The organism is Rhodoferax sp. GT1R46, from assembly GCF_056521285.1.
The window spans coordinates 502,518-524,463 of the sequence record NZ_JBWMBC010000001.1 but is presented as its reverse complement, the minus strand read 5'-3'; the positions used below and the strand labels follow the sequence as shown (position 1 = coordinate 524,463).

The 21,946-nt window shown below is 61.2% G+C and carries 16 protein-coding genes; 11 read left to right on the top strand and 5 right to left on the bottom strand.

Annotation, left to right across the window (positions count from 1 at the left end; translation table 11 throughout):
* The first annotated feature begins 511 nt into the window (after window positions 1-511).
* The 3 genes from AC097W_RS02515 (at window position 512) to AC097W_RS02505 (ending at window position 4,851) form a co-directional block, all read left to right on the top strand.
* A complete protein-coding gene (locus tag AC097W_RS02515; RefSeq protein ID WP_479601282.1) occupies window positions 512-1,171 on the top strand; it encodes an ABC transporter ATP-binding protein in 660 nt (219 codons plus the stop codon).
* A gap of 10 nt (window positions 1,172-1,181) precedes the next feature.
* Window positions 1,182-3,545, top strand: coding sequence for an ABC transporter permease (locus tag AC097W_RS02510; protein ID WP_479600739.1), 2,364 nt, complete (start codon window positions 1,182-1,184; stop codon window positions 3,543-3,545).
* 199 nt (window positions 3,546-3,744) lie between these two features.
* Complete coding sequence (locus AC097W_RS02505; protein ID WP_479600738.1) at window positions 3,745-4,851, top strand: efflux RND transporter periplasmic adaptor subunit; 1,107 nt, start codon at window positions 3,745-3,747, stop codon at window positions 4,849-4,851.
* A gap of 360 nt (window positions 4,852-5,211) precedes the next feature.
* On the opposite strand, the gene fghA is transcribed toward AC097W_RS02505, so the two are convergent.
* Both fghA and AC097W_RS02495 read right to left on the bottom strand, forming a co-directional pair.
* Window positions 5,212-6,078 carry an S-formylglutathione hydrolase gene (gene fghA, locus AC097W_RS02500; RefSeq protein WP_479600737.1) on the bottom strand — a complete coding sequence of 289 codons (867 nt, stop codon included), beginning with the start codon at window positions 6,076-6,078 and terminating at the stop codon, window positions 5,212-5,214.
* A 59-nt stretch (window positions 6,079-6,137) separates the two neighbouring features.
* Window positions 6,138-7,256, bottom strand: a complete 1,119-nt coding sequence (locus AC097W_RS02495) for an S-(hydroxymethyl)glutathione dehydrogenase/class III alcohol dehydrogenase (protein WP_479600736.1) — start codon at window positions 7,254-7,256, stop codon at window positions 6,138-6,140.
* Window positions 7,257-7,321: 65 nt separating this feature from the next.
* Here AC097W_RS02495 and AC097W_RS02490 point away from each other — a divergent pair, with 65 nt between their 5' ends.
* On the top strand, window positions 7,322-7,972 hold the full coding sequence (locus tag AC097W_RS02490; RefSeq protein ID WP_479600735.1) for an ABC transporter ATP-binding protein: 651 nt from the start codon (window positions 7,322-7,324) through the stop codon (window positions 7,970-7,972).
* Here AC097W_RS02490 and eutC read toward each other — a convergent pair.
* The 3 genes from eutC to AC097W_RS02475 all read right to left on the bottom strand — a co-directional run bounded on the left by eutC (window position 7,938) and on the right by AC097W_RS02475 (window position 11,956).
* Window positions 7,938-8,747 carry an ethanolamine ammonia-lyase subunit EutC gene (gene eutC / locus AC097W_RS02485; protein WP_479600734.1) on the bottom strand — a complete coding sequence of 270 codons (810 nt, stop codon included), beginning with the start codon at window positions 8,745-8,747 and terminating at the stop codon, window positions 7,938-7,940. The genes AC097W_RS02490 and eutC overlap by 35 nt on opposite strands.
* Entirely contained in the window at window positions 8,744-10,159 is a 1,416-nt protein-coding gene (locus AC097W_RS02480; protein WP_479600733.1) for an ethanolamine ammonia-lyase subunit EutB, read from the bottom strand. The genes eutC and AC097W_RS02480 overlap by 4 nt, the downstream gene beginning before the upstream one ends.
* Window positions 10,160-10,435: 276 nt before the next feature.
* A complete protein-coding gene (locus AC097W_RS02475) occupies window positions 10,436-11,956 on the bottom strand; it encodes an APC family permease (RefSeq protein ID WP_479600732.1) in 1,521 nt (506 codons plus the stop codon).
* A gap of 146 nt (window positions 11,957-12,102) precedes the next feature.
* On the opposite strand from AC097W_RS02475, the gene AC097W_RS02470 reads away from it, so the two are divergent.
* The 7 genes from AC097W_RS02470 (at window position 12,103) to AC097W_RS02440 (ending at window position 21,945) form a co-directional block, all read left to right on the top strand.
* On the top strand, window positions 12,103-13,152 hold the full coding sequence (locus AC097W_RS02470; RefSeq protein ID WP_479600731.1) for a helix-turn-helix domain-containing protein: 1,050 nt from the start codon (window positions 12,103-12,105) through the stop codon (window positions 13,150-13,152).
* 108 nt (window positions 13,153-13,260) lie between these two features.
* Complete coding sequence (locus tag AC097W_RS02465) at window positions 13,261-14,328, top strand: extracellular solute-binding protein (protein ID WP_479600730.1); 1,068 nt, start codon at window positions 13,261-13,263, stop codon at window positions 14,326-14,328.
* Window positions 14,329-14,336: 8 nt separating this feature from the next.
* Complete coding sequence (locus tag AC097W_RS02460; protein ID WP_479600729.1) at window positions 14,337-15,476, top strand: ABC transporter ATP-binding protein; 1,140 nt, start codon at window positions 14,337-14,339, stop codon at window positions 15,474-15,476.
* The gene (locus tag AC097W_RS02455) at window positions 15,466-16,344 is read left to right on the top strand and encodes an ABC transporter permease (protein ID WP_479600728.1); all 879 of its coding nucleotides are present in this window, start codon (window positions 15,466-15,468) and stop codon (window positions 16,342-16,344) included. Before AC097W_RS02460 ends, AC097W_RS02455 begins: the two co-directional genes overlap by 11 nt.
* Window positions 16,341-17,213: an ABC transporter permease gene (locus tag AC097W_RS02450; RefSeq protein WP_479600727.1), complete on the top strand. Its 873-nt coding sequence runs from the start codon at window positions 16,341-16,343 to the stop codon at window positions 17,211-17,213. Before AC097W_RS02455 ends, AC097W_RS02450 begins: the two co-directional genes overlap by 4 nt.
* A gap of 30 nt (window positions 17,214-17,243) precedes the next feature.
* Window positions 17,244-19,871 (top strand): FtsX-like permease family protein, encoded by a 2,628-nt coding sequence (locus AC097W_RS02445; RefSeq protein ID WP_479600726.1) that lies wholly within the window; start codon window positions 17,244-17,246, stop codon window positions 19,869-19,871.
* A gap of 13 nt (window positions 19,872-19,884) precedes the next feature.
* Window positions 19,885-21,945 (top strand): putative bifunctional diguanylate cyclase/phosphodiesterase, encoded by a 2,061-nt coding sequence (locus AC097W_RS02440; RefSeq protein WP_479600725.1) that lies wholly within the window; start codon window positions 19,885-19,887, stop codon window positions 21,943-21,945.
* The last annotated feature ends 1 nt before the right edge of the window (window position 21,946 follow it).

Genomic DNA, 21,946 nt, shown 5'->3' with positions numbered 1-21,946 from the left:
CAATGAAAGAGCCCGCTAGTGGACTGTTCTGCGGCCCACCTGCGCACTTCTGAAATCACATTGGTATCGAGAATGGACATCCGTACCTGTCCGTACCTATTAGTGAAATTCAGCAGGCGGGCTCTGAAAATCGAGTCGCAGTGGACTGAACTCGATACCGGCTCGGCCAGGAACGCCGTCCATGACGCTCAGAAATGTTGGTTCGCCATGGGTTTTTAGCGTTCAATGGGGTGGTCTTGTACTTCACTTTTAAGCGCGCAGGGCTGCGCGGCTTTTTGATTTCCGTGTGGCCTCCACTGTGCGTTAGCGAACATACGCTTGGGGCGGCGAGCCTGCACACTCGCTATTTCAAGCCACATCACCAAACGAGGGGCTTATGCCTGATGTATTGGCTACTACTCCCGCCACGGCCGCACCGGCTGCGGTTACAGCCGCTGACCCTGCTACGCCATCTGACGCATCCGGCAGAGCGGCCGTATTCCAAGCCAAAGGCCTGTCCAAGACCTACGACATGGGTGAGGTCAAGGTCAATGCGCTGTTGGACGTGGAACTGACCATCTACAAGGGCGAGTTCATTGTGTTGCTGGGTGCCTCGGGCAGCGGCAAATCTACCTTGCTCAACATATTGGGCGGGCTGGACCGCCCCACCAGTGGCACCGCGCAGTTTGCCGACCACGACCTGACCCACGCCACAGACGACGAGCTGACGCTGTACCGTCGCGACCATGTGGGCTTTGTATTCCAGTTTTACAACCTGATTCCCAGCCTGACGGTGCGGGAAAACGTAGAGCTGGTGACCGACATTGCAAAGGACCCGATGCCCGCCGTAGAGGCGCTCACGTTGGTGGGTTTGGCCGAGCGGGTCGATCACTTTCCGTCCCAACTCTCGGGCGGAGAGCAGCAGCGCGTAGCCATAGCGCGCGCCATTGTAAAAAAACCGGAAGTCTTGTTGTGCGACGAACCCACGGGCGCGCTGGACTACCAGACGGGTAAGTTGGTGCTGGAGGTCATTGCCCGCATCAACCGCGAAATGGGTACTACCGCCATTGTGATCACGCACAACGCCGCCATTGCGGGCATGGCAGACCGCGTGCTGTATCTGAGCGGCGGGCGCATTGAGCGCATCGAGCAAAACGACCACAAGGTCGCGCCCTCCGAGCTGGCGTGGTGAGCCCCACGCCATGAAAACCCTCGACCGCAAACTGCTGCGTGATTTGCGTCTGATGTGGAGCCAGGCGCTCACAATCGCTCTGGTGGTTGCCAGCGGGGTGGGCGGCTTTGTCACCAGCTTCAGCGCGTTCGACTCGCTGTCGTGGTCGCGCGACAGGTACTACGCCGAGTCGCGCTTTGCCGATGTGTTCAGCAGCCTGAAAAGCGCACCCATGGCCTTGCAGCGCCAACTTGAAATGATAGAGGGTGCGGCGCACGTAGAGACCGGGCTGGCACAGGTGGTACCCATCACCATTCCGGATGTGTCGGACCCCATTGCAGGCCAGCTCATCGGCCTGGACCCCCTTGCGCCGCAGCAGCTCAACGTCGTAACCCTGCGCAGCGGGCGCATGGTGGAGGTACACGGCAGTGGGGCGATTGACGCTCTGGTGTCAGAGGCCTTTGCCGAGGCCCACCAGCTCAAAGCGGGGGACGAGGTAACCGCGCTCATCAACGGCAAACGTGAACGCCTGCGCCTGGTGGGCATCGGCTTGTCGCCCGAGTACGTCTTTGCGGGGTTGGGTGGGTCGCCGGATCAGCGTGGCTTTGGCATCTTCTGGATTGACCGCCAGGCCTTGGCCACGGCTTACAACATGGAAGGCGCCTTTAACCAGGTGACGGTGCGCCTGAGCCCCGGGGCCAGCGAGGGCGCAGTCATCGACCAGTTGGACCGGCTGCTCGCGCCCTACGGCGGTGTCAGCGCGCACGGGCGCGACCAGCAGATGTCGAATGTCATTCTCAGTTCCGAGATCAAGCAGCAGCGGGTGATGGGTACGGTGTTGCCCAGCATCTTTCTGGCGGTCGCCGCGTTTTTGCTCAATGTGGTGCTGGGCCGCCAGATCGCCAGCCAGCGTGAGCAGGTAGCCGCGTTGAAAGCACTGGGCTACGGCAACCGCGCCATTGGCTGGCACTACCTCAAGATGGTGCTGGTGATCGTGGTACTGGGCTTGGCCGTGGGGCTCGCGCTGGGCGGTTTTTTGGGCAACGCGTTCGTGGGCTTGTATGCCAAGACATTCCGCTTTCCAGGCTTGAACTACCGCCTGGCACCGGGGCTGATGCTGGTAGCCGCCGGGGTCGCTATTGCAGCGGCTGTGCTGGCCACCATCAGCGCCATTCGCGCCACCGTGCTGCTGGCTCCGGCAGAAGCCATGCGCCCACCATCGCCCGGTATTTACAAGCCCATGCTGCTGGAGCGTTGGGGCATGAAGGCGTGGTTCTCTCCGCCGCTGCGCATGATTTTGCGCACCATGGAGCGCCACCGTCTGCGTACGCTGCTGACCATATTGGGCGTGGCCATGGCCATGGCCACGGTGATCACCGGTGCGTTCATGCGCGATGCGGTGGTGGTGCTGATGGATACGCAGTTCAGCCAGGTGCTGCGGGGAGATGTGTCCATCAACTTGCTGGAAGTCACGCCAGCCCGTGCACTGCAAGCCGCTGCCCATTTGCCGCATGTGACGGCGGTGGAAGGCGGCCGCAATGTGGCAGTGCGGCTGGTCAACGCCAATCACCATCACCGCGGCTTCATTCAGGGCAAAGCAGAGGTGCCCGAGCTGTTTCGCATTGTCAACATGGACAAGCAGGCTTTGAATGCACCCCGCAACGGGCTGCTATTGACCGACCGCCTTGCGAAGAAGCTGGAGGTCAAGCCCGGTGACCTGGTGCGTGTGGAGTTGCAAGAGGGCCGGCGTGAAATATTCAGTCTGCCCGTCACCGGCACGGTGCACGAGCTCTTGGGCATGAACGCCTACATGGAGCGCACTGCGCTCAACACCCTGCTGCGCGAGGGCGACCTGGTTAACCAGATCATGGTCGCGGTGGAGCGCGGCCATGAGCCGGAGCTGCTGAACCGCCTGAAGGAGTTGCCGCGCGTGGGTGTGGCCGTCAGCAAGCGGGTGATGGCGCGCAACATCACCGATGTGACAGCCCGCAACATCCTCGTCTTCAGCCTGGTGCTGACGGTATTTGCCACCATCATCGCCGTAGGGGTGGTTTACAACAACGCGCGCATTGCGCTGGCCGAACGCTCCTGGGAACTCGCCAGCTTGCGCGTGTTGGGCTTCACCCGCACCGAGGTGTCTGCCATTTTGCTGGGCGAGCTGGGCATTGAAATTGTGCTGGCGCTGCCCCTGGGCATGGGCCTGGGTTACCTGTTGGCGCTAGGCATTGTCACGATGATTCGCAGCGACGAGTTTTCGTTTCCATTTGCCATTCAGCCAGCCACCTATGCCTTTGCAGTGGTCTGTGTGGTGGTGGCCGGTGTCGTCAGCGCCTTGATCGTGCGCCGCCGTATCGACCAGCTCGACCTGGTCAGCGTACTCAAAACTCGCGAGTGAACCAAACATGAACCAAGAAACAAGCCAAGCGCCAAAACAAGCACCAAGCCAACCAAAAGACAAGCCGGTTACTGACCAGCCTCAATCGGTTGGTAAGGGCCTGAAATTCAAACTCATTGTGGGAGCTGTTATTCTGGCTCTTGTCGCCGGGCTGGTATGGGCGTTTTGGCCAAGTCCCTTGGAAGTGGAGGTAGCGCTTGTGACCCAAGGCCGATTTGAGCGCGCCGTGCAAGAGGACGGTAAAACCCGCGTGCGCGAGCGCTATGTGGTGTCCACCACGGTGGCGGGCCGCCTGTCGCGCATTTTGCTGGTGCAGGGCGACAGCGTAGTGCAAGGCGGTGCGGTGGCAGTCATCTCGCCACTGACCCCGGCCTTGCTGGATGCCCGCAGCCAAGCCGAACAGGCTGCCCGCGTGGGCTCCGCGCAAGCCGCAGTGGCGCAGGCACAGGCCAATGTGGCGGCTGCCACTGCAGCGCTGGCGCAAAGCCGCCAGGATGTGCAGCGCAACAGCGCACTGGTACGTCAGGGCTTCATCTCAGCCGTCCAAAGCGAGACAACGCGCTTGGCTGAGCAGCTGCGGGGGACCGAGCTGGAAGTCGCCCGGCAGGCACAAACTGCCGCCCTTTTTGTTTTGGAACAGGCCCGCGCACCTTTGCGCGAATACGTCGGCTCACGCGCAATCGCAGGCCGGGGCACCAAAGATGAAGTGGTCGTGCGCTCGCCTGTGGCGGGAAGGGTGCTCAAGATCATGTTGCAGAGCGAAGGCGTGGTGCAAGCGGGCACCGGCTTGGTGGAGATCGGTGACCCTGCAGGCTTGGAAGTGGTGGTGGACATCTTGACCCAGGAGGCCGCGCAAGTGGTGCCCGGCACGCTGGTGCAACTCCTGAACTGGGGTGGCCCTGGCGTTCTTCAGGGCAAGGTGCGTTATGTAGAGCCTGCGGCGTTTACCAAAGTGTCGGCGTTGGGTGTGGAGGAGCAGCGAGTCAACGTCATTGCCGACATCACCACCCCAACGGATACCTGGAAGGGCCTGGGTGACGGGTTCAAGGTGGATGTGCGCTTGCTGGTGCAGGTAGAGGAGAACGCGGTCATGGTGCCGGTGAGTGCGCTGTTTCCCATCGGGTCACGTTCGGGTGTGTTTGTGTTGGACAGTGGACATGTGCGCTTGCAGGAAGTGACTGTGCAGGCACGCAACGGCACGCAAGCCTGGGTTCCCGAAGGGCTGGTGCTGAACACGCAGGTCGTGGTGTACCCCGATATCAAGCTTAAAGACGGTGCCAAGGTCAAAGCGCGGCAGCAAAAATAGGCAGTGCCGCCCTGGCCTAGGAAGGCACTGGCCACCAGCGGCCATCAGGCCCACGGATGTGCTGTACCGCACAAACCGTTCAGGTGCGAATGAATACAGTCACAACCTGTATGCAACAACAAAAACCTGAAGAAATGAAATACCTAGCCTTCAAAACATGCCAGCACGCCATTGGCGATACCCAAATGGGCCGGCCCGTATTTTGTGGGCGGCATGTGGCACCGGGCGTGGGCTATTGCGGCGGACACGTCACCCCCAGCAATGAAACGTCCTGCCATGACAGGCACGTCTTCCAGAAAAGCCCTGCACAGGCTGCGCAAATGCAACTTTGCTGATATCCGCCTGCGAGCAGCGAAATAGCTACAAAATTGCCGCATGGTGCGCGATGTGGTCCGCCATGAAAGTCGAGATGAAGTAGTAGCCATGGTCGTAACCCGCATGGCGGCGCAGCGTCAAAGGCTGACGGACCGCTTCGCAAGCCGCTTCAAACAACTGCGGATGCAACTGCTCTGCCAGAAACTTATCGCCCAACCCCTGGTCAATCAGAATGCCTCCTGGGTAGGGCGCTGACAATTGGGCCGCCATCAGGCCCACGCTGTCGTGCGCCGCCCAGGTGCTGGGGTCCGCACCCAAATAGCCGTTAAAAGCTTTCTGGCCCCACGGGCATTGGGTGGGCGCGCAGATCGGCGCAAAGGCGGACACTGACTTAAACAGGGCGGGGTGTTTGAGTGCCAGCGACAGCGCGCCGTGCCCGCCCATGGAATGCCCGGTGATGCCGATGCGCTTGGCGTCAATCGGCAAGTGCGCAGCAACCAGCGGCAGCAACTCCTGCGTGATGTAGCTCTCCATGCGGTAGTGGGTGGCCCACGGTGCCTGTGTGGCGTCCAGATAGAACCCGGCCCCTGCGCCAAAGTCCCAGCTGTCAGTCTCACCGGGCACGTTGGCACCACGCGGGCTGGTGTCCGGCGCAATCAATGCCATGCCATGCTGCGCGGCAAACTGCTGCGCTCCGGCCTTGGTCATGAAGGTTTCGTCATTGCAGGTGAGCCCGGCCAGATAGACCAGCGCAGGCACGGGTTGCAATGCCGCACCCAAGGTGGCAAGTGGCGGCAGAAACACCGAGAACTTCATCGGCAAGCCGATTTCTGTGGAGGCATGCTGGTAGAAGCGTTGCACGCCGCCAAAGCAGGTGTGTTCGCTCAGCAGGGTCAATGGGTTTGGATGCATTTCACTATTCATTTGATAGCTACCCGCGCATATTGCACGCGGGCTAGAGGCCGATTTGACTAGTAAATGACGACGCCACGGATCGACTCGCCGCTCTTCATCAGGTCAAACCCTTTGTTGATGTCTTCCAGCGGCATGGTGTGGGTAATCAGATCGTCGATGTTGATCTTGCCTTCCATATACCAGTCCACAATTTTGGGCACGTCGGTGCGGCCCCGGGCGCCGCCAAAGGCCGAGCCTTCCCACTTGCGACCGGTCACCAGCTGGAACGGCCGGGTGCTGATTTCAGCGCCCGCTTCGGCCACGCCGATGATGATTGAGCGGCCCCAGCCTTTGTGCGTGCACTCCAGCGCCTGGCGCATGACCTGGGTGTTGCCGATGCACTCGAAGCTGTAGTCGGCGCCGCCGTCGGTCAGCTGCACGATGGCGTCAACAATATTGCCGCCTGCGGCTTCAATGGCTTTGGGGTTCAAGAAGTGCGTCATGCCGAACTTGCGCGCCATGGCTTCACGCGCCGGGTTCAGGTCTACGCCAATGATCTTGTCGGCGCCCACCATTTTGGCGCCCTGAATCACGTTCAGGCCGATACCGCCCAGACCAAACACCACCACGTTGGCGCCCGCTTCGACCTTGGCGGTGAAGAGGACGGCACCAATGCCGGTGGTAACACCGCAGCCGATGTAGCAGACCTTGTCAAACGGCGCGTCTTCGCGGATCTTAGCCAGCGAAATCTCGGGAGCCACGGTGTAGTTGCTGAAGGTGCTGGTGCCCATGTAGTGAAAAATGGGCTGGCCATCCAGGCTGAAGCGGCTGGTGCCGTCGGGCATGACGCCCTTGCCTTGGGTGCCACGAATCAACTGGCACAAATTGGTCTTGCGCGAGAGGCAAAACTTGCACTGGCGGCACTCGGGGGTGTACAGCGGAATGACGTGGTCACCCTTTTTGAGCGTAGTGACGCCGGGGCCCACATCCACCACAATGCCTGCACCTTCGTGGCCCAGGATGGCGGGGAAGATGCCTTCGGGGTCCGCACCGCTCAGGGTGTAGTAGTCGGTGTGGCAGATGCCGGTGGCCTTGATTTCAATCAGCACTTCGCCAAAACGCGGGCCTTCCAGGTCCACTGTTTCAATGGTCAGGGGGGCGCCGGCTTTCCAGGCGACTGCAGCTTTTGTTTTCATGGGGTTTTGGTGGATTAAAAGGGAGTGCTCTGCATTGTGCCTATATCATCGTTTGCAGGAGAACCATGAGCCTCAATATCCACCAACTCAGCAAGCGCTATGACGGAAACGCCGTGTTTTCCAATGTCTCGCTCGACGTGGCGCCCGGCGAGTTCGTGGCCATTGTCGGCGAGTCCGGCGTGGGCAAATCAACGCTGCTCAACTGCATGGCGGGCCTGGACCACTGGGACAGCGGCACCGTGCATCTGGACGGCACCGACATGGGCCAACTGGACGACGATGCCCGCGCTTTACTGCGCCGCCAAAAGGTGGGCTTTGTGTTCCAGGCCTTCCATGTGCTGGGGCATCTGGACGTCGCACAAAACGTGGCCCTGCCTTTGCTGCTGCTGGGCACACCTGACGACGCGCGGGTGCAGGCCATGCTGGAGGCCGTGGGTCTGGACGGACTGGGCAGGCGCCTGCCGCAGCAGCTCAGCGGCGGGCAATTGCAGCGCGTGGCCATTGCCCGTGCGCTGATTCACCGCCCCACCCTGTTGCTGGCCGACGAGCCCACCGGCAATCTGGACCCCACTACCGCTGCCAAAGTGATGGATGCGCTAGTGGCGCAGACCCGCCTGCACGGCACCTCACTGGTGCTGGTAACCCACTCGGTGGCCGCTACCGCAAAAGCGGATCGGGTGCTCAGGCTGCAGGTGGATGGGATAGCGCCAAGCTAGCGGGGTCGTCGGTCTCATCCTTGAGGCCAATACCCGTCAATTGCAGCGCGCGTGCTTGCGTCAGCAGGTGGTGCAATTTGGCGGCTGCAGCGTCTACCGAAAGCCCTGCCGGGCGCACATTGGATATGCAGTTGCGCTGGGCATCGGTCGTTCCGGGCCGGGGGGCCCAAGTGATGTAAATGCCCAGGCTGTCAGGCGAGCTCAGCCCGGGGCGCTCGCCAATGAACACGACCACCACGCTGGCATGCAGAGCCAGTCCCACTTCGTCACCGATGGCAACGCGTCCCTGCTGCACCAACGCTACGGGAGCAATCGACCACGCCTGTGCCGCGCCACCACGCAGGCGCGCTACCACCGCGGCCAGCAAGGGCGCGGCGTTCTGGTGAATAGCCAAAGCAGAGAGTCCATCCACGATCACAAACGCCACGTCTGACCGTTCTTGGCCCGATGTCGATGCCGACCACTGCGCCAGCGCTTGCCGCGAGTCTTCGTCCAGGCGCCGGCCCAAGTCGGGACGCTGCAGATAGGTGGTCCGGTCTACCGCTGCGCTGTGCAGTTGCAGCGTCTGCAAGCCCGTCGCCTCAATCGAATCGGCCACGCCCAATGCGTCCAGTGGCAAATGCACGGCATCTCGGGCCTGCGCATGGGCGAGTTGAAAATTCAGGTGCGCCACAGTAGGCAGGCTGTGGCCGGCGCGCCCAAGTGCAATGCGCGCATCGGTGAAGCGCTTGAGCGAATCCCAGAGCGCTAGCGTCACCAGGGGCTTGTCGGTCATGCGGAGGCCTCCAGCCTTTTGAGCGCTGCCGCAAAGGGTGCAGGCAACCGGTCCATCAGACGGGAGGCATTGCCCGGCTCAAACACCTCCATGGTCTGAAGCCATTCCTCAAACTCCGGTGATGCGCGCAGCCCCATGACCTGGCGCATGACCAGCGCGTCATGGAACGATGTGCTCTGGTAGTTCAGCATGATGTCATCCGCACCGGGAATGCCCATGATGAAGTTGCAACCCGCGGCGCACAGCAGGGTCAGCAGCGCATCCATGTCGTCGGAGTCGGCCTCTGCATGGTTGGTGTAGCAGACATCGCAGCCCATGGGAACGCCCAGCAGCTTGCCGCAAAAGTGGTCCTCCAGACCGGCCCGGATGATCTGCTTGCCGTCGAACAAATACTCGGGTCCGATGAATCCCACCACCGTGTTGACCAGCAGTGGCTTGAAAGCCCGCGCTACCGCGTAGGCGCGGGCCTCGATGGTTTGCTGGTCACACCCGTGGTGGGCGCCCGCCGACAGCGCACTGCCCTGCCCGGTTTCAAAATACATCACATGCTCACCGCGCAGGCCGTCCGTGAACATGGCACCGCGCTGCATGGCCAGAGCTGCCTGGCGGGCTTCACCCAGCAAAGCCAGGTTAATACCGAAACTGCGGTTGGTGCCCTCGGTGCCACCAATGGACTGAAACACCAGATCGACCGGTGCGCCGCGCTCCATGGCCTGCAAGGTATTGGTGACGTGGGTGAGGATGCACGACTGGGTGGGAATGCGGTAGCCCGAGATCACCTCATCGAGCATGTGCAGCAGCCGCACCACCTGCGGCACGTTGTCGGTGGCGGGGTTGATGCCAATCACTGCGTCGCCGCTGCCATGCAGCAAGCCATCGAGCAGGCTGGCCGCAATGCCCGCTGCATCGTCTGTGGGGTGGTTGGGCTGCAAGCGGGTTGCCAGCCGCCCCGCCAGTCCGATGGTGCCGCGAAAACGCGTGACCACACGGCACTTGCGGGCAATCAGCACCAGGTCTTGCACACGGCACAGTTTGCTCACCGCCGCCACCATCTCGGGGGTCAGTCCGGGGGCCAGTGCAGCCAGCGACTGTTCGTTGGCCGCATCACCTAAAAGCCAGTTACGAAAATCACCCACCGTGAGATGCGACACCGGTGCAAAGGCTGCAGCGTCATGGGTATCGATGATCAGCCGGGTAACCTCGTCGGTCTCGTACGGCACCACCGCTTCGTTGAGAAAGGTGGCAAGCGGCACGTCGGCCAGCGCCATCTGCGCTGCCACGCGCTCCTGCGCATTCTCCGCAATGACACCTGCAAGGCGATCCCCCGAGCGTGCTGGGCTGGCGCGACCCAGCAAGGTCCGCAAGTCATCGAACCGGTAGCGGTGTGAACCAATGGTGTGTGAGTAATGCATGTCAGAAATAGAACATCATGACCAACCTTAGATGGCGGTGAATCCATTGTCAACAAAGAGATGCGTCCCGGTACGCGACCGCAATGGCACGTGCAAACCTGTGGCAGGCACCTTGGGCAGTCTCATAAAACACGTCCATGGGTGTACCCGCTACCGCCTCTGCCCGGCGGTTCGTTCTGCTACCTCGGCATCGATGTCTACAAAAGCAACACATGCACCTTCGGTGGCAACCTGGTGGGCAAGAGGTTCACCCATGTTGCTTACCCCTGTTTGCGTTCACGCGTTAGCCAGCAGGGCTTTTTCTGCTGCGGCGATTTCGGCCCGGCGACTTGCAACGTCAGTGCCCATCGGCGGGCCTTTGAAACGGCGGCGCTCAAAACCAAACCACACGACAGCGGTAATAGCCAGAAACACGAGAGTGATCATCAAGGCCGCATCGTTGGGCGGTTGCACGCCCAGATAGAACACCAGCGCGGTGGCTGCAATGGCAAGAACGCCCACCACACGGTACATCGGCCCCATGTCCCACGGACCCATCTTGGTCCAGCTGCGCCCGTAGGCAAACAAGCCCGCAATCACCGGCAAGCCATAGGACATGAACATGAAAATTACCGTGACCGACACGATGGTGGTGTAGGCCGGGGTGTAGAGCGTGAAGGCAATCGAGATGAGTGCGGCAGTCCAGATGGCGGCGACCGGCGTGCGGAAGGCGGGGTGTACCCGCTTGAGGACATTGGATGCCGGCAGACCCCCATCACGGGAAAAAGCAAAGATCATGCGTGAGGCCGATGTCACGGTAGCCAGACCACATAAAAACTGACAGATCAAAATGCCCACATACAAAGTCACCTTCAGCGGGGCCGGCAACACAGCATCGAGGGTGAAAAAGAACACGTTCCAGCCACTGGCGGCCGCTTTGTCCATATCAGGAATGGCCAGGACAATGGCGTACAACATGACGCCGCCTGCCAGCGCCGACCACAGGACCGAGTTGACAATGCCTTTGGGCACTGCACGCGCAGCGTCGTGGGTTTCTTCAGCGGTGTGGGCCGAGGCATCGAAGCCGGTAATGGTGTAGATCGGCAGCAACAAGCCCAAGCCAAACAGAAGCCACATGCTGTCTGTGGCGGGCCAGACATCACCACCGGTCGGGCCACTGTAGTTTTTGAACGTCCACAGGCGTGAAACATCCAGCGACGGTGCATAGAACAGCAAGGCCAGGGTCAGTATGAGGGCTACGGCAAAGATCAGATAGCCCGACAAGTCTGTGAGCTTGGCAGTGAACTTGATCCCCACGTGGTTACAGATGGCTTGCACCAAGGTAATACTCACCACAAAGGCCGCTTGCAAGGCAAAGCCAGCCTCCCAACCCAAAGAGCCGCCAAAGGCGCCAAGAAAAAAGTTGAAGGTACCCACATTGATGGCGCCCAGCACGGTGACCAGGCCAATCAGGTTTAACCAGGCTGTCAACCAGCCCCAGCCGCGCCCACCCAGAATGGAACCCCAATGGTACAAACCACCCGCAGTTGGGTAGGCTGAACCAATTTGCGCCATGCCCAATGCAAAAACCAGACTCACACCGCAGCCCAGAATCCAGCCGATACCGATGGCAGCACCGCCCACCCCGCTAATGCCTTGCCCCAGCGAGTTGATACCGCCCGACAAAATGCAGATGATAGAAAAGGAAATAGCGAAGTTTTGAAAGCCTTTCATGGTGCGCGCAAGCTCTTGGGCATAGCCCATGCTGTGCAGCAACTTCAAGTCTTCATCGGCTGTTTTATGCGGTTGGTCTGACATGGTTTTCTCCGGAGTGGATGAACGAAAAAGTACGCATTTCAGCGTGCGTGCACGCATGTTAGAGAGCCGGCCGCTGCCCGCGCTATCCCAAATCGGCAATTGAAAAAACAATTTCCCCAATGGCATAGAACTTGCAGAATGCGGAGGTGGCTTCGCTTAGACATCCCATTCCGGTGCAACACATCGAGGGCGCACAGGCGCGCTTCGACGGCGTGTCCGCTTCTCTTTTTGACGATATTGATGAGCAGGCCGCCAGTCTCAACGGGTGGAACCAAAATTACCTGCAGTTGTCCGCCGGAATTTTTCAAGGGAGCGTTGACCGTCTGAAACTGGAAGGCGTCAGCCTGTTCATTGAGGACCTGCACCAGGCGGTGCACCAAACAGGGAAAGTGCGGCCCGACGTCGTGGCCTTCGGCGTTCCTCTGCTGCTCACCGGTGACGCGCTGTTTTGCGGACACGTAGGCACAGGGTGCGAACTCCACGTTTTCTCTGGCACTGAAGGATTCGAATTTCGTTCACCCCAGCGGCATGTCATGCTGGGCATTGAAATTGACTTGCCGCTATTCCATGCCCTGTTTTGTGATGACACGCTGGACCGGGCCAACGCCATTACTGAGAAGGCACGTCTGCATTTTGGTGAGCCCACAGCGATTGAAGCATTGCGTAATTGTGCCCAAGAGCTTTTTTCTGCTGCAAGGCAAAGCCCGGCATGGCTGGCATCTGCCGTGCAATCAGGCCATGTGCACGACGGATTGCTGGACAAGCTTATCGCGGTATTGGGAGACTGCACGGGCCATTCCAGCCCCGAACACGACCGGCGCGGAACATCTGCTTCACATGCTGCTCTGGAGCGGCGCGCACATGAACTGGTGATGTCCCAACTGGATGAACCACCTACGGTCGCCGAGTTATGCAAGATGCTGGGCGTCAGCCGCCGAACGCTACAGAATTGTTTTCAGGCGACATGGGGTATGGGTCCTCTGGCCTGGCTTAACACGCTGCGCTTGAATGCAGTACGGCTCAGGCTGAAGTCCGCCGCAACGGTTACCGAGGCTGCCACACAGTTTGGCTTCTGGCATTTTGGGCACTTCGCATCCGACTACCACGCGCTGTTCGGCGAGTTGCCTTCTGACACGCTGTGCAAGCACCGGAGCCGAAATGCCCGCGCCACGCACAGCCGCACCCGCACCGGGTAAACCATAGGACTGCACCCTTTGAATTGACATAAAAATGTCATTTGGTTGTCTTAGCCTCTCATCTGTTGCTATTTTCAGCTTCAACTCCAACCTGAACAGGGATACACCATGAAATTCAAACGTGCACTCATCGCGGCGGCTGTCACAGCCATCGGCTTGGCCGGCTCCGCCATGGCCCAAGAGAAAACCCTGCGTCTGCTGACCTGGGCCGACTACGCACCCGCAGCCGTGGTGGCGCAGTTTGAACAGGAGACCGGCTACAAGGTGGAGCTGACCCTGTCCAACAACGAAGAGATGATCTCCAAGCTGCGTGCCACTGGCGGCGCAGGCTTTGACCTGGCACAGCCCTCGCAAGACCGCATCACCGGACCACAGGCAGAGTTCGGCATATACAAGCCCATGGACCTGAGCAAGCTCAAAGCCGAGCTGTTCATTCCCTCCATGCTGGAAGCCACCAAGGGCAACACCACGTTGGCTGGCAAGGTGTACGGCCTGCCACACATCTGGGGCACCGATGGCCTGGTGGTCAACACCAAGCTGACTCAAATGGCCGACTACCCCGACCTGTGCCGAGCCGATGTGAAAGGCAAAGTGGCCGTGCGCCTGAAGCGCCCTACGCTGCTGGCCTTTGCGTTTGCATCCGGCAAGAACCCCTTCGCCCTGTACAACGACCCCAAGGCCTATGGCGCCTTGATGGACGAAGTGGGCAAGACCATGATTGCCTGCAAGGGCAATGTGAAGTTCTATTGGGACAACAAGGACCAGTTGCTCAACGGCATGCGCACGGGTGAAATCGTGGGCGCCATGATGTGGGACACGGGCGGCTGGAAACTCAACGGCGAAAAGCCAGAGATTCAATTCATCGCCCCCAAGTCTGGCGCACTGGGCTGGATTGACACCTTTGCTATCCCTGCCAAAGGCAAGAACGATGCAGCGGCTTACGCCTGGATCAACTTCAACATGCGCCCCGAGATTGCCGCCAAAGTGGCTGGCTCTGCCGGTAATTTCACCGCATCCAAAGGTGCGGACCAGTTGATGGATGCCAAGCTCAAGGCCCAGTTTGCGGCCAGCTTCCCTGAAGCCGCGCTGAAAAACGTAAAGTGGTACCCCGCTGTACCCGCTGGTGTGGAAGAAATCGAAGGCCGCGTGCTGGACCGCATCAAAGCGGCCAACTAAGCGATTCCTTGAGCACATCGCAACCCGACCTCGAAGCCGCAGGCGTTGGAAAACGCTACGGCGGCTTTATGGCGGTGGACGACCTGTCGTTCACCGTCGAGCGGGGCAGTTTCTTCTCCATCCTCGGCCCCTCGGGCTGTGGCAAAACCACGCTTCTGCGCATGGTGGCGGGCTTTTTAGGGCCCGATTCCGGCGAGATTCGCATCGGTGGCAAAGCCATGAACGGCGTGCCACCCAACCAGCGCCCGGTGAACATGGTGTTCCAGCACCTGGCCTTGTTCCCCATGATGAATGTCGGCGAGAACGTGGCCTATGGTCTGGCGCGGCGCGGCATTGCGCGCGACGAGATCAAACGCCGCGTCGGCGAGATGCTGGAGCGCGTGAGCCTGCCCGGAGCGCAGGACAAGCGGGTGGACCAGCTCTCGGGCGGGCAAAAGCAGCGCGTGGCCATCGCCCGCAGCCTGGTGCTGGAGCCCACCCTGCTGTTGCTGGACGAACCGCTGGGCGCGCTGGACTTGAAGCTGCGCGAGCACATGAAAATTGAGCTCAAGCAACTGCAGGCTGCCTTTGGCACCACCTTTGTCTACATTACCCACGACCAGTCGGAAGCACTGGTGCTGTCCGACCATGTGGCGGTCATGAACCATGGCCGGTTTGAGCAACTGGGCACGCCCCAGAGTTTGTACTACCAGCCGCAAACACCGTTTGTGGCGGGCTTTGTCGGTGCCAACAACCGGGTGCAGGGCAAGGCAACCGGTGTGGACGGCGAGGTGGTGGCAATCACCAGTGCCCATGGACTGGAAATGCACGCGCGCCATGCGCAGGTGCAAGGCACCATCAAGGTGGGCGATGCCGTAGAGGCTTTTGTGCGCCCAGAGGTTGCCCGGCTTGCGCGAACCGCTACCGAATTCATAGCAACCGGCCAACCCCACTACACCGGCAGGATTGAAAGCCTGCTGTTTGACGGCGCCAACTCCGCGGTGCTGCTGCGCGAAAAAGCCACCCAGGCCGAGTTCCGCATAGCCCTGCCGCAAACCGGTCAGTTTGCGGACCTGCGCGCGGGTGAAGACGTGGTGTTTGGTTTTGATCCGCAACGTGCCGTGTGCTTTGCCGCACCGGCAAAGAGCGACAGCAGCGATGTCAGCTAACGCCAAAACCGGGCAGGCCAGGCTGATGGCCATGCTGCTGCTGGCGCCCGCGCTGCTGTGGCTGGTGGGTTTGATTGTGCTGCCGCATGCCGAGCTAGCGGTGCTGTCGCTGCGCGCGCGGGTGGCACCCCGGGTGTATGAGCCCAGCCTTGCGCAATACCTGACGTTTATTGACGAGCCCTTGTACTGGCGCACCTTTGTGCGCACGGCGCTCATGTCGATACTCGCCACAGCCATCACGCTGCTCATGGCTTTTCCCATTGCCTGGACGATTGCCAAGATTGCACGCGGGCGGGCCCAATCGATGCTGTTCATTTTGTGCCTGATTCCGTTTTGGGTGAGCGAGACGGTGCGCACCTTGGGCTGGATGATTCTGCTGCGCGAGTCCGGCGTGTTGCCGGGGCTGATGGTGTGGCTGGGCCTGACGCCAGCTCCCGTGGAGCTGCTCTACCACGACGCCACCATTCTGGTGGGGCTGGTCTACACCTCGATGCTGTTCATGGTGATTCCGCTCATCAGCGCGCTGGAGAGTCTGGACGATTCGCTCATTGAGGCGGCCTACGACCTGGGCGGCAATGGCTGGTCCATCCTGCGCCACATCATCATTCCGCACGCCGCGCCGGGGATGGTGGCGGGCTGCATTGTGGTGTTCATGCTCACGCTGGGCAACTACCTGACGCCTACGCTGTTGGGCGGGAAGAATTCACTCTGGTTTACCGAGCAAATTTATACCCAGTTCATCACCCGCTTCAACTGGGAGCAGGGTGCCGCGTTTGGCTTTTTGCTGCTGGGCCTGTCCACCGCCATCGTGTGGCTGGGGCTCAAACTCTCGGGCCAGAAGTTTGGTGAAGTGATGCAGCGCTCATGATCCCCTCACTCCCCCGTCCTGCCTGGCTGCGCGCCAGCACCGTGGTGTACGGTGTGCTGTTCTTTGCATTCCTGTTTTTGCCTCTCGCCGTGGTGGCCGTGTTTGCGTTCAATGACGCGCCCTACCCCGCACCGCCGTGGAACGGCTTTACGCTGGACTGGTTTATGGGCAGCGCGTCCACCGCAACCACTAGCGCACGCCGCGGGTTGTTTGCCGACACTGCACTGCTGGGCAGCCTGTGGACCAGCGTGGTGGTGGCCTGCTGGGTCACGGTGCTGTCAGTGACAGTAGGCACCGCCAACGCATTCCTGATAGAACGAACGCAGTTCCGCGGCAAGCAGGCGCTGTCGATGCTGATGCTGGCGCCGCTGGTCATTCCCGGGGTGATTCTGGGTATCTCCATCCTGGCCTTTGCCAGCCGCATTGCCAACCTGGCTGACGACCTGTGGGGCTTGGAGCTGAACTTTCTGCGCCCTGGATTGCCGCTGGTGGTGCTGGGCCAGTTTTCCTACATTGTGTCGATTGCCACGCTCACCATCACCGCGCGGCTCAAGCGCGTTGACACCACGCTGGAAGACGCCGCCTACAACCTGGGTGCGTCCAAAGCCGCTGTGCTGGCCACCATCACGCTGCCCTACCTGCAACCTGCGCTGATAGGGGCTGCCGCCATTTCCTTCCTGATGTCGTTTGAGAACTTCAACACCACCCTGATGCTGGTCGGCTCGGACGCGCCACTCACGGTCATGATGTACGGCCGCATGCGCGAGGGCGCCACGCCCGTGCTCAACGCCGTGAGCCTGTTTTTGATGGTGGCGTCGGCATTGCTGGCCCTCACCCTGCTGCGAAGCGATAGAAAACAACCATCCTGACGCCAGGCCGGGTTGTCACAATCGACCACCATGGCATCATCTTCGGTATCTTTTAGGGCCTCTCCCCTCTGGCCCCTTCTTCGCACGTTTTCCTGGCAAGAGTTGCGCAACCACCCGTGGCGCAACGCCGCTGCGGTGGTGTCGGTGATGCTGGGCGTCGCCCTGGCGCTCTCGGTGCATTTGATCAACGCGTCGGCATTGGACGAGTTCGCACAGGCCGTGCGATCCGTGGGTGGACAACCAGATCTGGAATTGCGGGCGGGCAGCGGGTTGGCTGAGGGCATTGACGACGCGCTGTATGCGCGCCTGGCCCACCACCCCGACGTGGTATTGGCCAGCCCGGTGCTGGAGCTCAGTACCTACGCGCTGGGCACCGGAGACGCCAGCCGCGTGTTGTTGCGCATCATCGGCATTGACGCCTTGCAAGTGGCCCAGGTGGTGCCTGACCTGATGCCTCTGCCTTCTGCGAACGCGGACCGACTGGATATCTTCGCTCCCGACACCGTGTTTTTGAACCCCAGTGCGCAAAGCCGCCTCACCGGGAACACGCTCCAGCTGCAACACGGCCTGCAGCTCAAAACGGTGCGCGTAGCAGGCACCGTGCGTGCCAGTGGCGGCCCGCTGGCCGTGATGGACATCGCCGCTGCACAGGAGTTGTTTGAAAAGCCGGGAAGCCTCTCCCGGGTAGATGTGCGCCTGCGCGCCGGCGTGGACCGCACGGCCTTTGTGCGCGGTCTGCAGGGAGCCCCCGACTGGCCAGCCCATGCCAGACTGGTGGAACCCGGTGACGCGCTGCAACGCATGGACACGCTCTCGCGCGCCTACCGGGTCAACCTGACCGTGCTGGCGCTGGTAGCTTTGTTCACGGGTGGATTTCTAGTGTTCTCGGTACTGGCCCTGAGCGTGAGCCGCCGGGCTCCGCAACTGGCCTTGCTGGGGGTTCTGGGGCTGACGGGCCGCCAGCGCCTGCAGCTGGTGTTGCTGGAAGCGGGTGCTCTGGGTGCCTGCGGGAGCGCGCTGGGAATTGGCCTGGGTGTGGGCCTGGCCGCCGCCGCATTGCGCCTGCTGGGGGGCGATTTGGGTGGGGGATACTTTTCGGGAGGTGCACCCGCGCTCCAATGGAATGGGGGAGCCGCTCTGGTGTTTGGTGCCTTGGGGGTGCTGGCCGCGCTGCTGGGCGCATGGTGGCCCGCACGCTGGGCACAGAATCTGCCTGCGGCGCAAACCCTCAAAGGCTTGGGCACCCTGCAACCGAAAAAAAGCCGGGCCTGGCTGGGCGCGGGCTTGCTGCTGGGCGGTTTTCTGCTGGCGTTGATGCCACCGGTGTGGGGCATTCCGCTGGCGGCCTACGCCAGCGTGGCGCTGATTCTGGTGGGTGGCATTGTCGGCCTGCCCTGGCTGGTGGGCGCGGTGCTGGACCGCGTGGCACCCTTTGTGTCGCATCAGGCACTACCCCTGCTGGCGGTGGAGCGGGCACGCCGCGTCAGGGAGAGCGCAGCAGTGGCCGTGAGTGGCGTGGTAGCGTCGCTCAGCTTGGCCGTCGCCCTGACGGTGATGGTGGCGAGCTTTCGCACCTCGGTAACCGACTGGCTGGACACCGTGCTGCCCGCTGCGCTGTACGTGCGCAGCGCCAGCAGCGGCAGCGCCAATGACGCAGCCTACTTTGAACCGGCCTTTGTACAGGCGGCCGCAAAGCTGCCCGGTGTGCAGCGCCTGACCACCCAGCGCAACCAGCAATTGCTGCCAGACCCTTCCCAGCCACCCGTGACCCTGATCGCCCGGCCACTGCAGGGCCCCGATGGAAAAGGCATCAACTTGCCGCTGGTCGGCGAGGCCTTGCCCGTGCCACCGGGCCAGATCGGCATCTACGTGAGCGAAGCCATGGTGGATTTGCATGGCGCCCGCCCCGGCACCACTTATCCCCCACTTTCAGAGCATTTCAGGCCTCTAGCCCTCGCGGAACCTGCGCAGGCAGCTACGTTTTTCATAGCAGGGGTGTGGCGCGACTACGCCCGCCAGTTTGGCACCATTGCCATGGACCAGGCAGACTTTGAGCGTCTGAGCGGCGACAAGCGCGTGAACGACCTGGCGCTGTGGCTGGAGCCCGACGCCGATCTGGCGCAAACGCAACAGACGCTGCGCGATCTCGCCGATCGGCAGGCAGGAACCCCGGGAGGTGCAGCGGGGCGCTTGATGGAGTTTGGCTCTGCGCGGGAAATTCGCGCCACCACCCTGAAGATTTTTGACCGCAGCTTTGCGGTGACCTACTGGCTGCAGGCGGTCGCCATCGGAATCGGCCTGTTTGGCGTGGCGGCATCCTTCAGCGCACAGGTGCTGGCGCGGCGCAAGGAGTTTGGCTTGCTGGTGCATCTGGGCCTGACCCGTCGCCAGGTGCTGCGCGTCGTGGCCGCAGAGGGCGCCGCGTGGACCACGCTGGGAACCATCGCCGGCATGGGGCTGGGGCTGGCTGTTGCGGTGGTGCTTGTGCATGTGGTCAACCCGCAGAGCTTTCACTGGACCATGGAGATGACGCTGCCCACGTTGCGGCTGGTGGCATTGGGTATTTCCGTCGTGCTGGCGGGCACACTCACCGCCTGGCTGGCGGGGCGTGCCGCCGCAGGGCATGACGCGGTGATGGCCGTCAAGGAAGACTGGTAAGGTAGCGATCTGCATGTCAACACTATTTGAGTTTCTACCTATTGGGGCCTACCGAACCGACGCTTCGGGAATGTTGCTGCGTGCCAACGCGGCCTTGGTGCGCATCGACGGCTTCGATACCGAAGAGGAACTGCTCGCCACCTTCAATGACGACGCCACCGAGTGGTACGTCGACCCAGACCGAAGATCGCAATTCAGGCGACTCATGGCAGAGGATGGCCATGTGGTGAACTTCGTGTCAGAAACCTATCGCCACAAGACGGGCGAGCGCATCTGGATTCGGGAGGCCGCGCACGTGGTGCGGGACGCCCAGGGCGCGCTGCTGTATTACGAGGGCACGGTGGAGGACATCACCGCGACCCACCGGGCGCATCTCACCCTGCAGGAAAACGAAGAACGCTGGAAGCGCGCCCTGGAAAGCACAGGCGACGGCGTTTGGGACTGGTACATACAGACCGGTGAAGAGTTTTATTCGGCGCGTTGCAAACAGATTTATGGTTTTGGTGAGGATGAAATTCCCAACCGGGCCGACGCATTGGACGGACGCACCCACCCCGACGACCTGGCGCAGATGCAGCGTGACCGAGAAGCGCACTTGAGCGGACAGACACCCACCTACCACAACGAGCACCGCATCCTTTGCAAGGACAACAGCTGGAAATGGGTACTCACGCGTGGCATGGTCATCAGCCGCGATGCGCAGGGCCGGCCTTTGCGCATGATCGGCACCCATACTGACATCACCGACCGAAAAGAATCGGACGCGCTGATATGGAGGCAAGCCAACTTCGACCCCTTGACCGGTCTTCCCAACCGGCGGATGCTGCGCCAGCAACTGGAAGACGATATTCTGCGCAGCGGGCAACTGAATCAGGGGATTGCCATTGTCTTCATCGACCTCGATCACTTCAAGGAGGTGAACGACACCCTGGGGCACAACAGTGGTGACCTGTTGCTGGTCAAGGCCGCACAGCGCATCAAGGCACACCTGGGGCCCCTGGACCGTGTTGCACGCATGGGCGGCGATGAATTCACAGTGGTGGTGTGTGACGTGCAGGACATCGGGGAACTGGAGGGCCTGCTTCAGTCCCTTCTCTACAGCCTGTCTGACGCCTTCCAACTTCAAAACGAACAAGTGTTTGTATCGGCCAGCCTGGGGGTTGCAATGTACCCCGGCGACGCCACGCTGGTGGAAGATTTATTCAAGCATGCGGACCAGGCGCTGTATGTCGCCAAGGCCGCAGGACGCAATCGCTTCAGTTTCTTCACGCCGGCCTTGCAGGAGGCTGCGCAAACCCGACTGCGCCTGGCTACGGATATGAGGCTCGCACTCGATCGGCAGCAGTTTGAAGTGGTGTACCAGCCAATTATTGAATTGACCAGTGGACGCATCTTCAAGGCTGAGGCGCTACTGCGCTGGCACCACCCCCAGCGCGGTCTTGTCAACCCGGCGCAGTTCATCGGCATCGCAGAGTCGACCGGCTTGATCATTGATATCGGTGAATGGGTGTTTCAACAGGCCGCACAGCAGGTCAAACACTGGCGAGCCGTGTACGGGGATGATTTCCAGATCAGCGTCAACAAATCCCCAGTCCAATTTCACCGCGCCAGCAGCGCCAGCGAGCCGTGGATCAAACACCTGCAGACGCTCGGTCTGCCCGGCTCCAGCATCGCCATTGAAATCACGGAAGGCTTGCTGCTCGATAGCGGTACCGCCGTATCACAGCAACTATTGGCACTGCGGGAGGCCGGAATTCCCCTTTCGCTGGATGATTTCGGAACCGGGTATTCCTCGCTAACCTACCTGCAGCGATTCACGATGGATTTTGTCAAAATTGACCAGTCCTTCGTTCGCAATCTCACCAAGGGATCGACCGACCTGGCGCTGTGCAAGGCCATCATCGTGATGGCCCATGAACTGGGCATGCAAGTCGTGGCCGAAGGGGTTGAAACCATGGAACAGCGGGACTTGCTGATGTGCGCAGGATGCGACTTCGGTCAGGGCTACCTGTTTGCAAAACCCTTGAAGGTCCGTGATTTTGAAGCGTTCATGCAGTGGGATGCCGGCGTGTAGC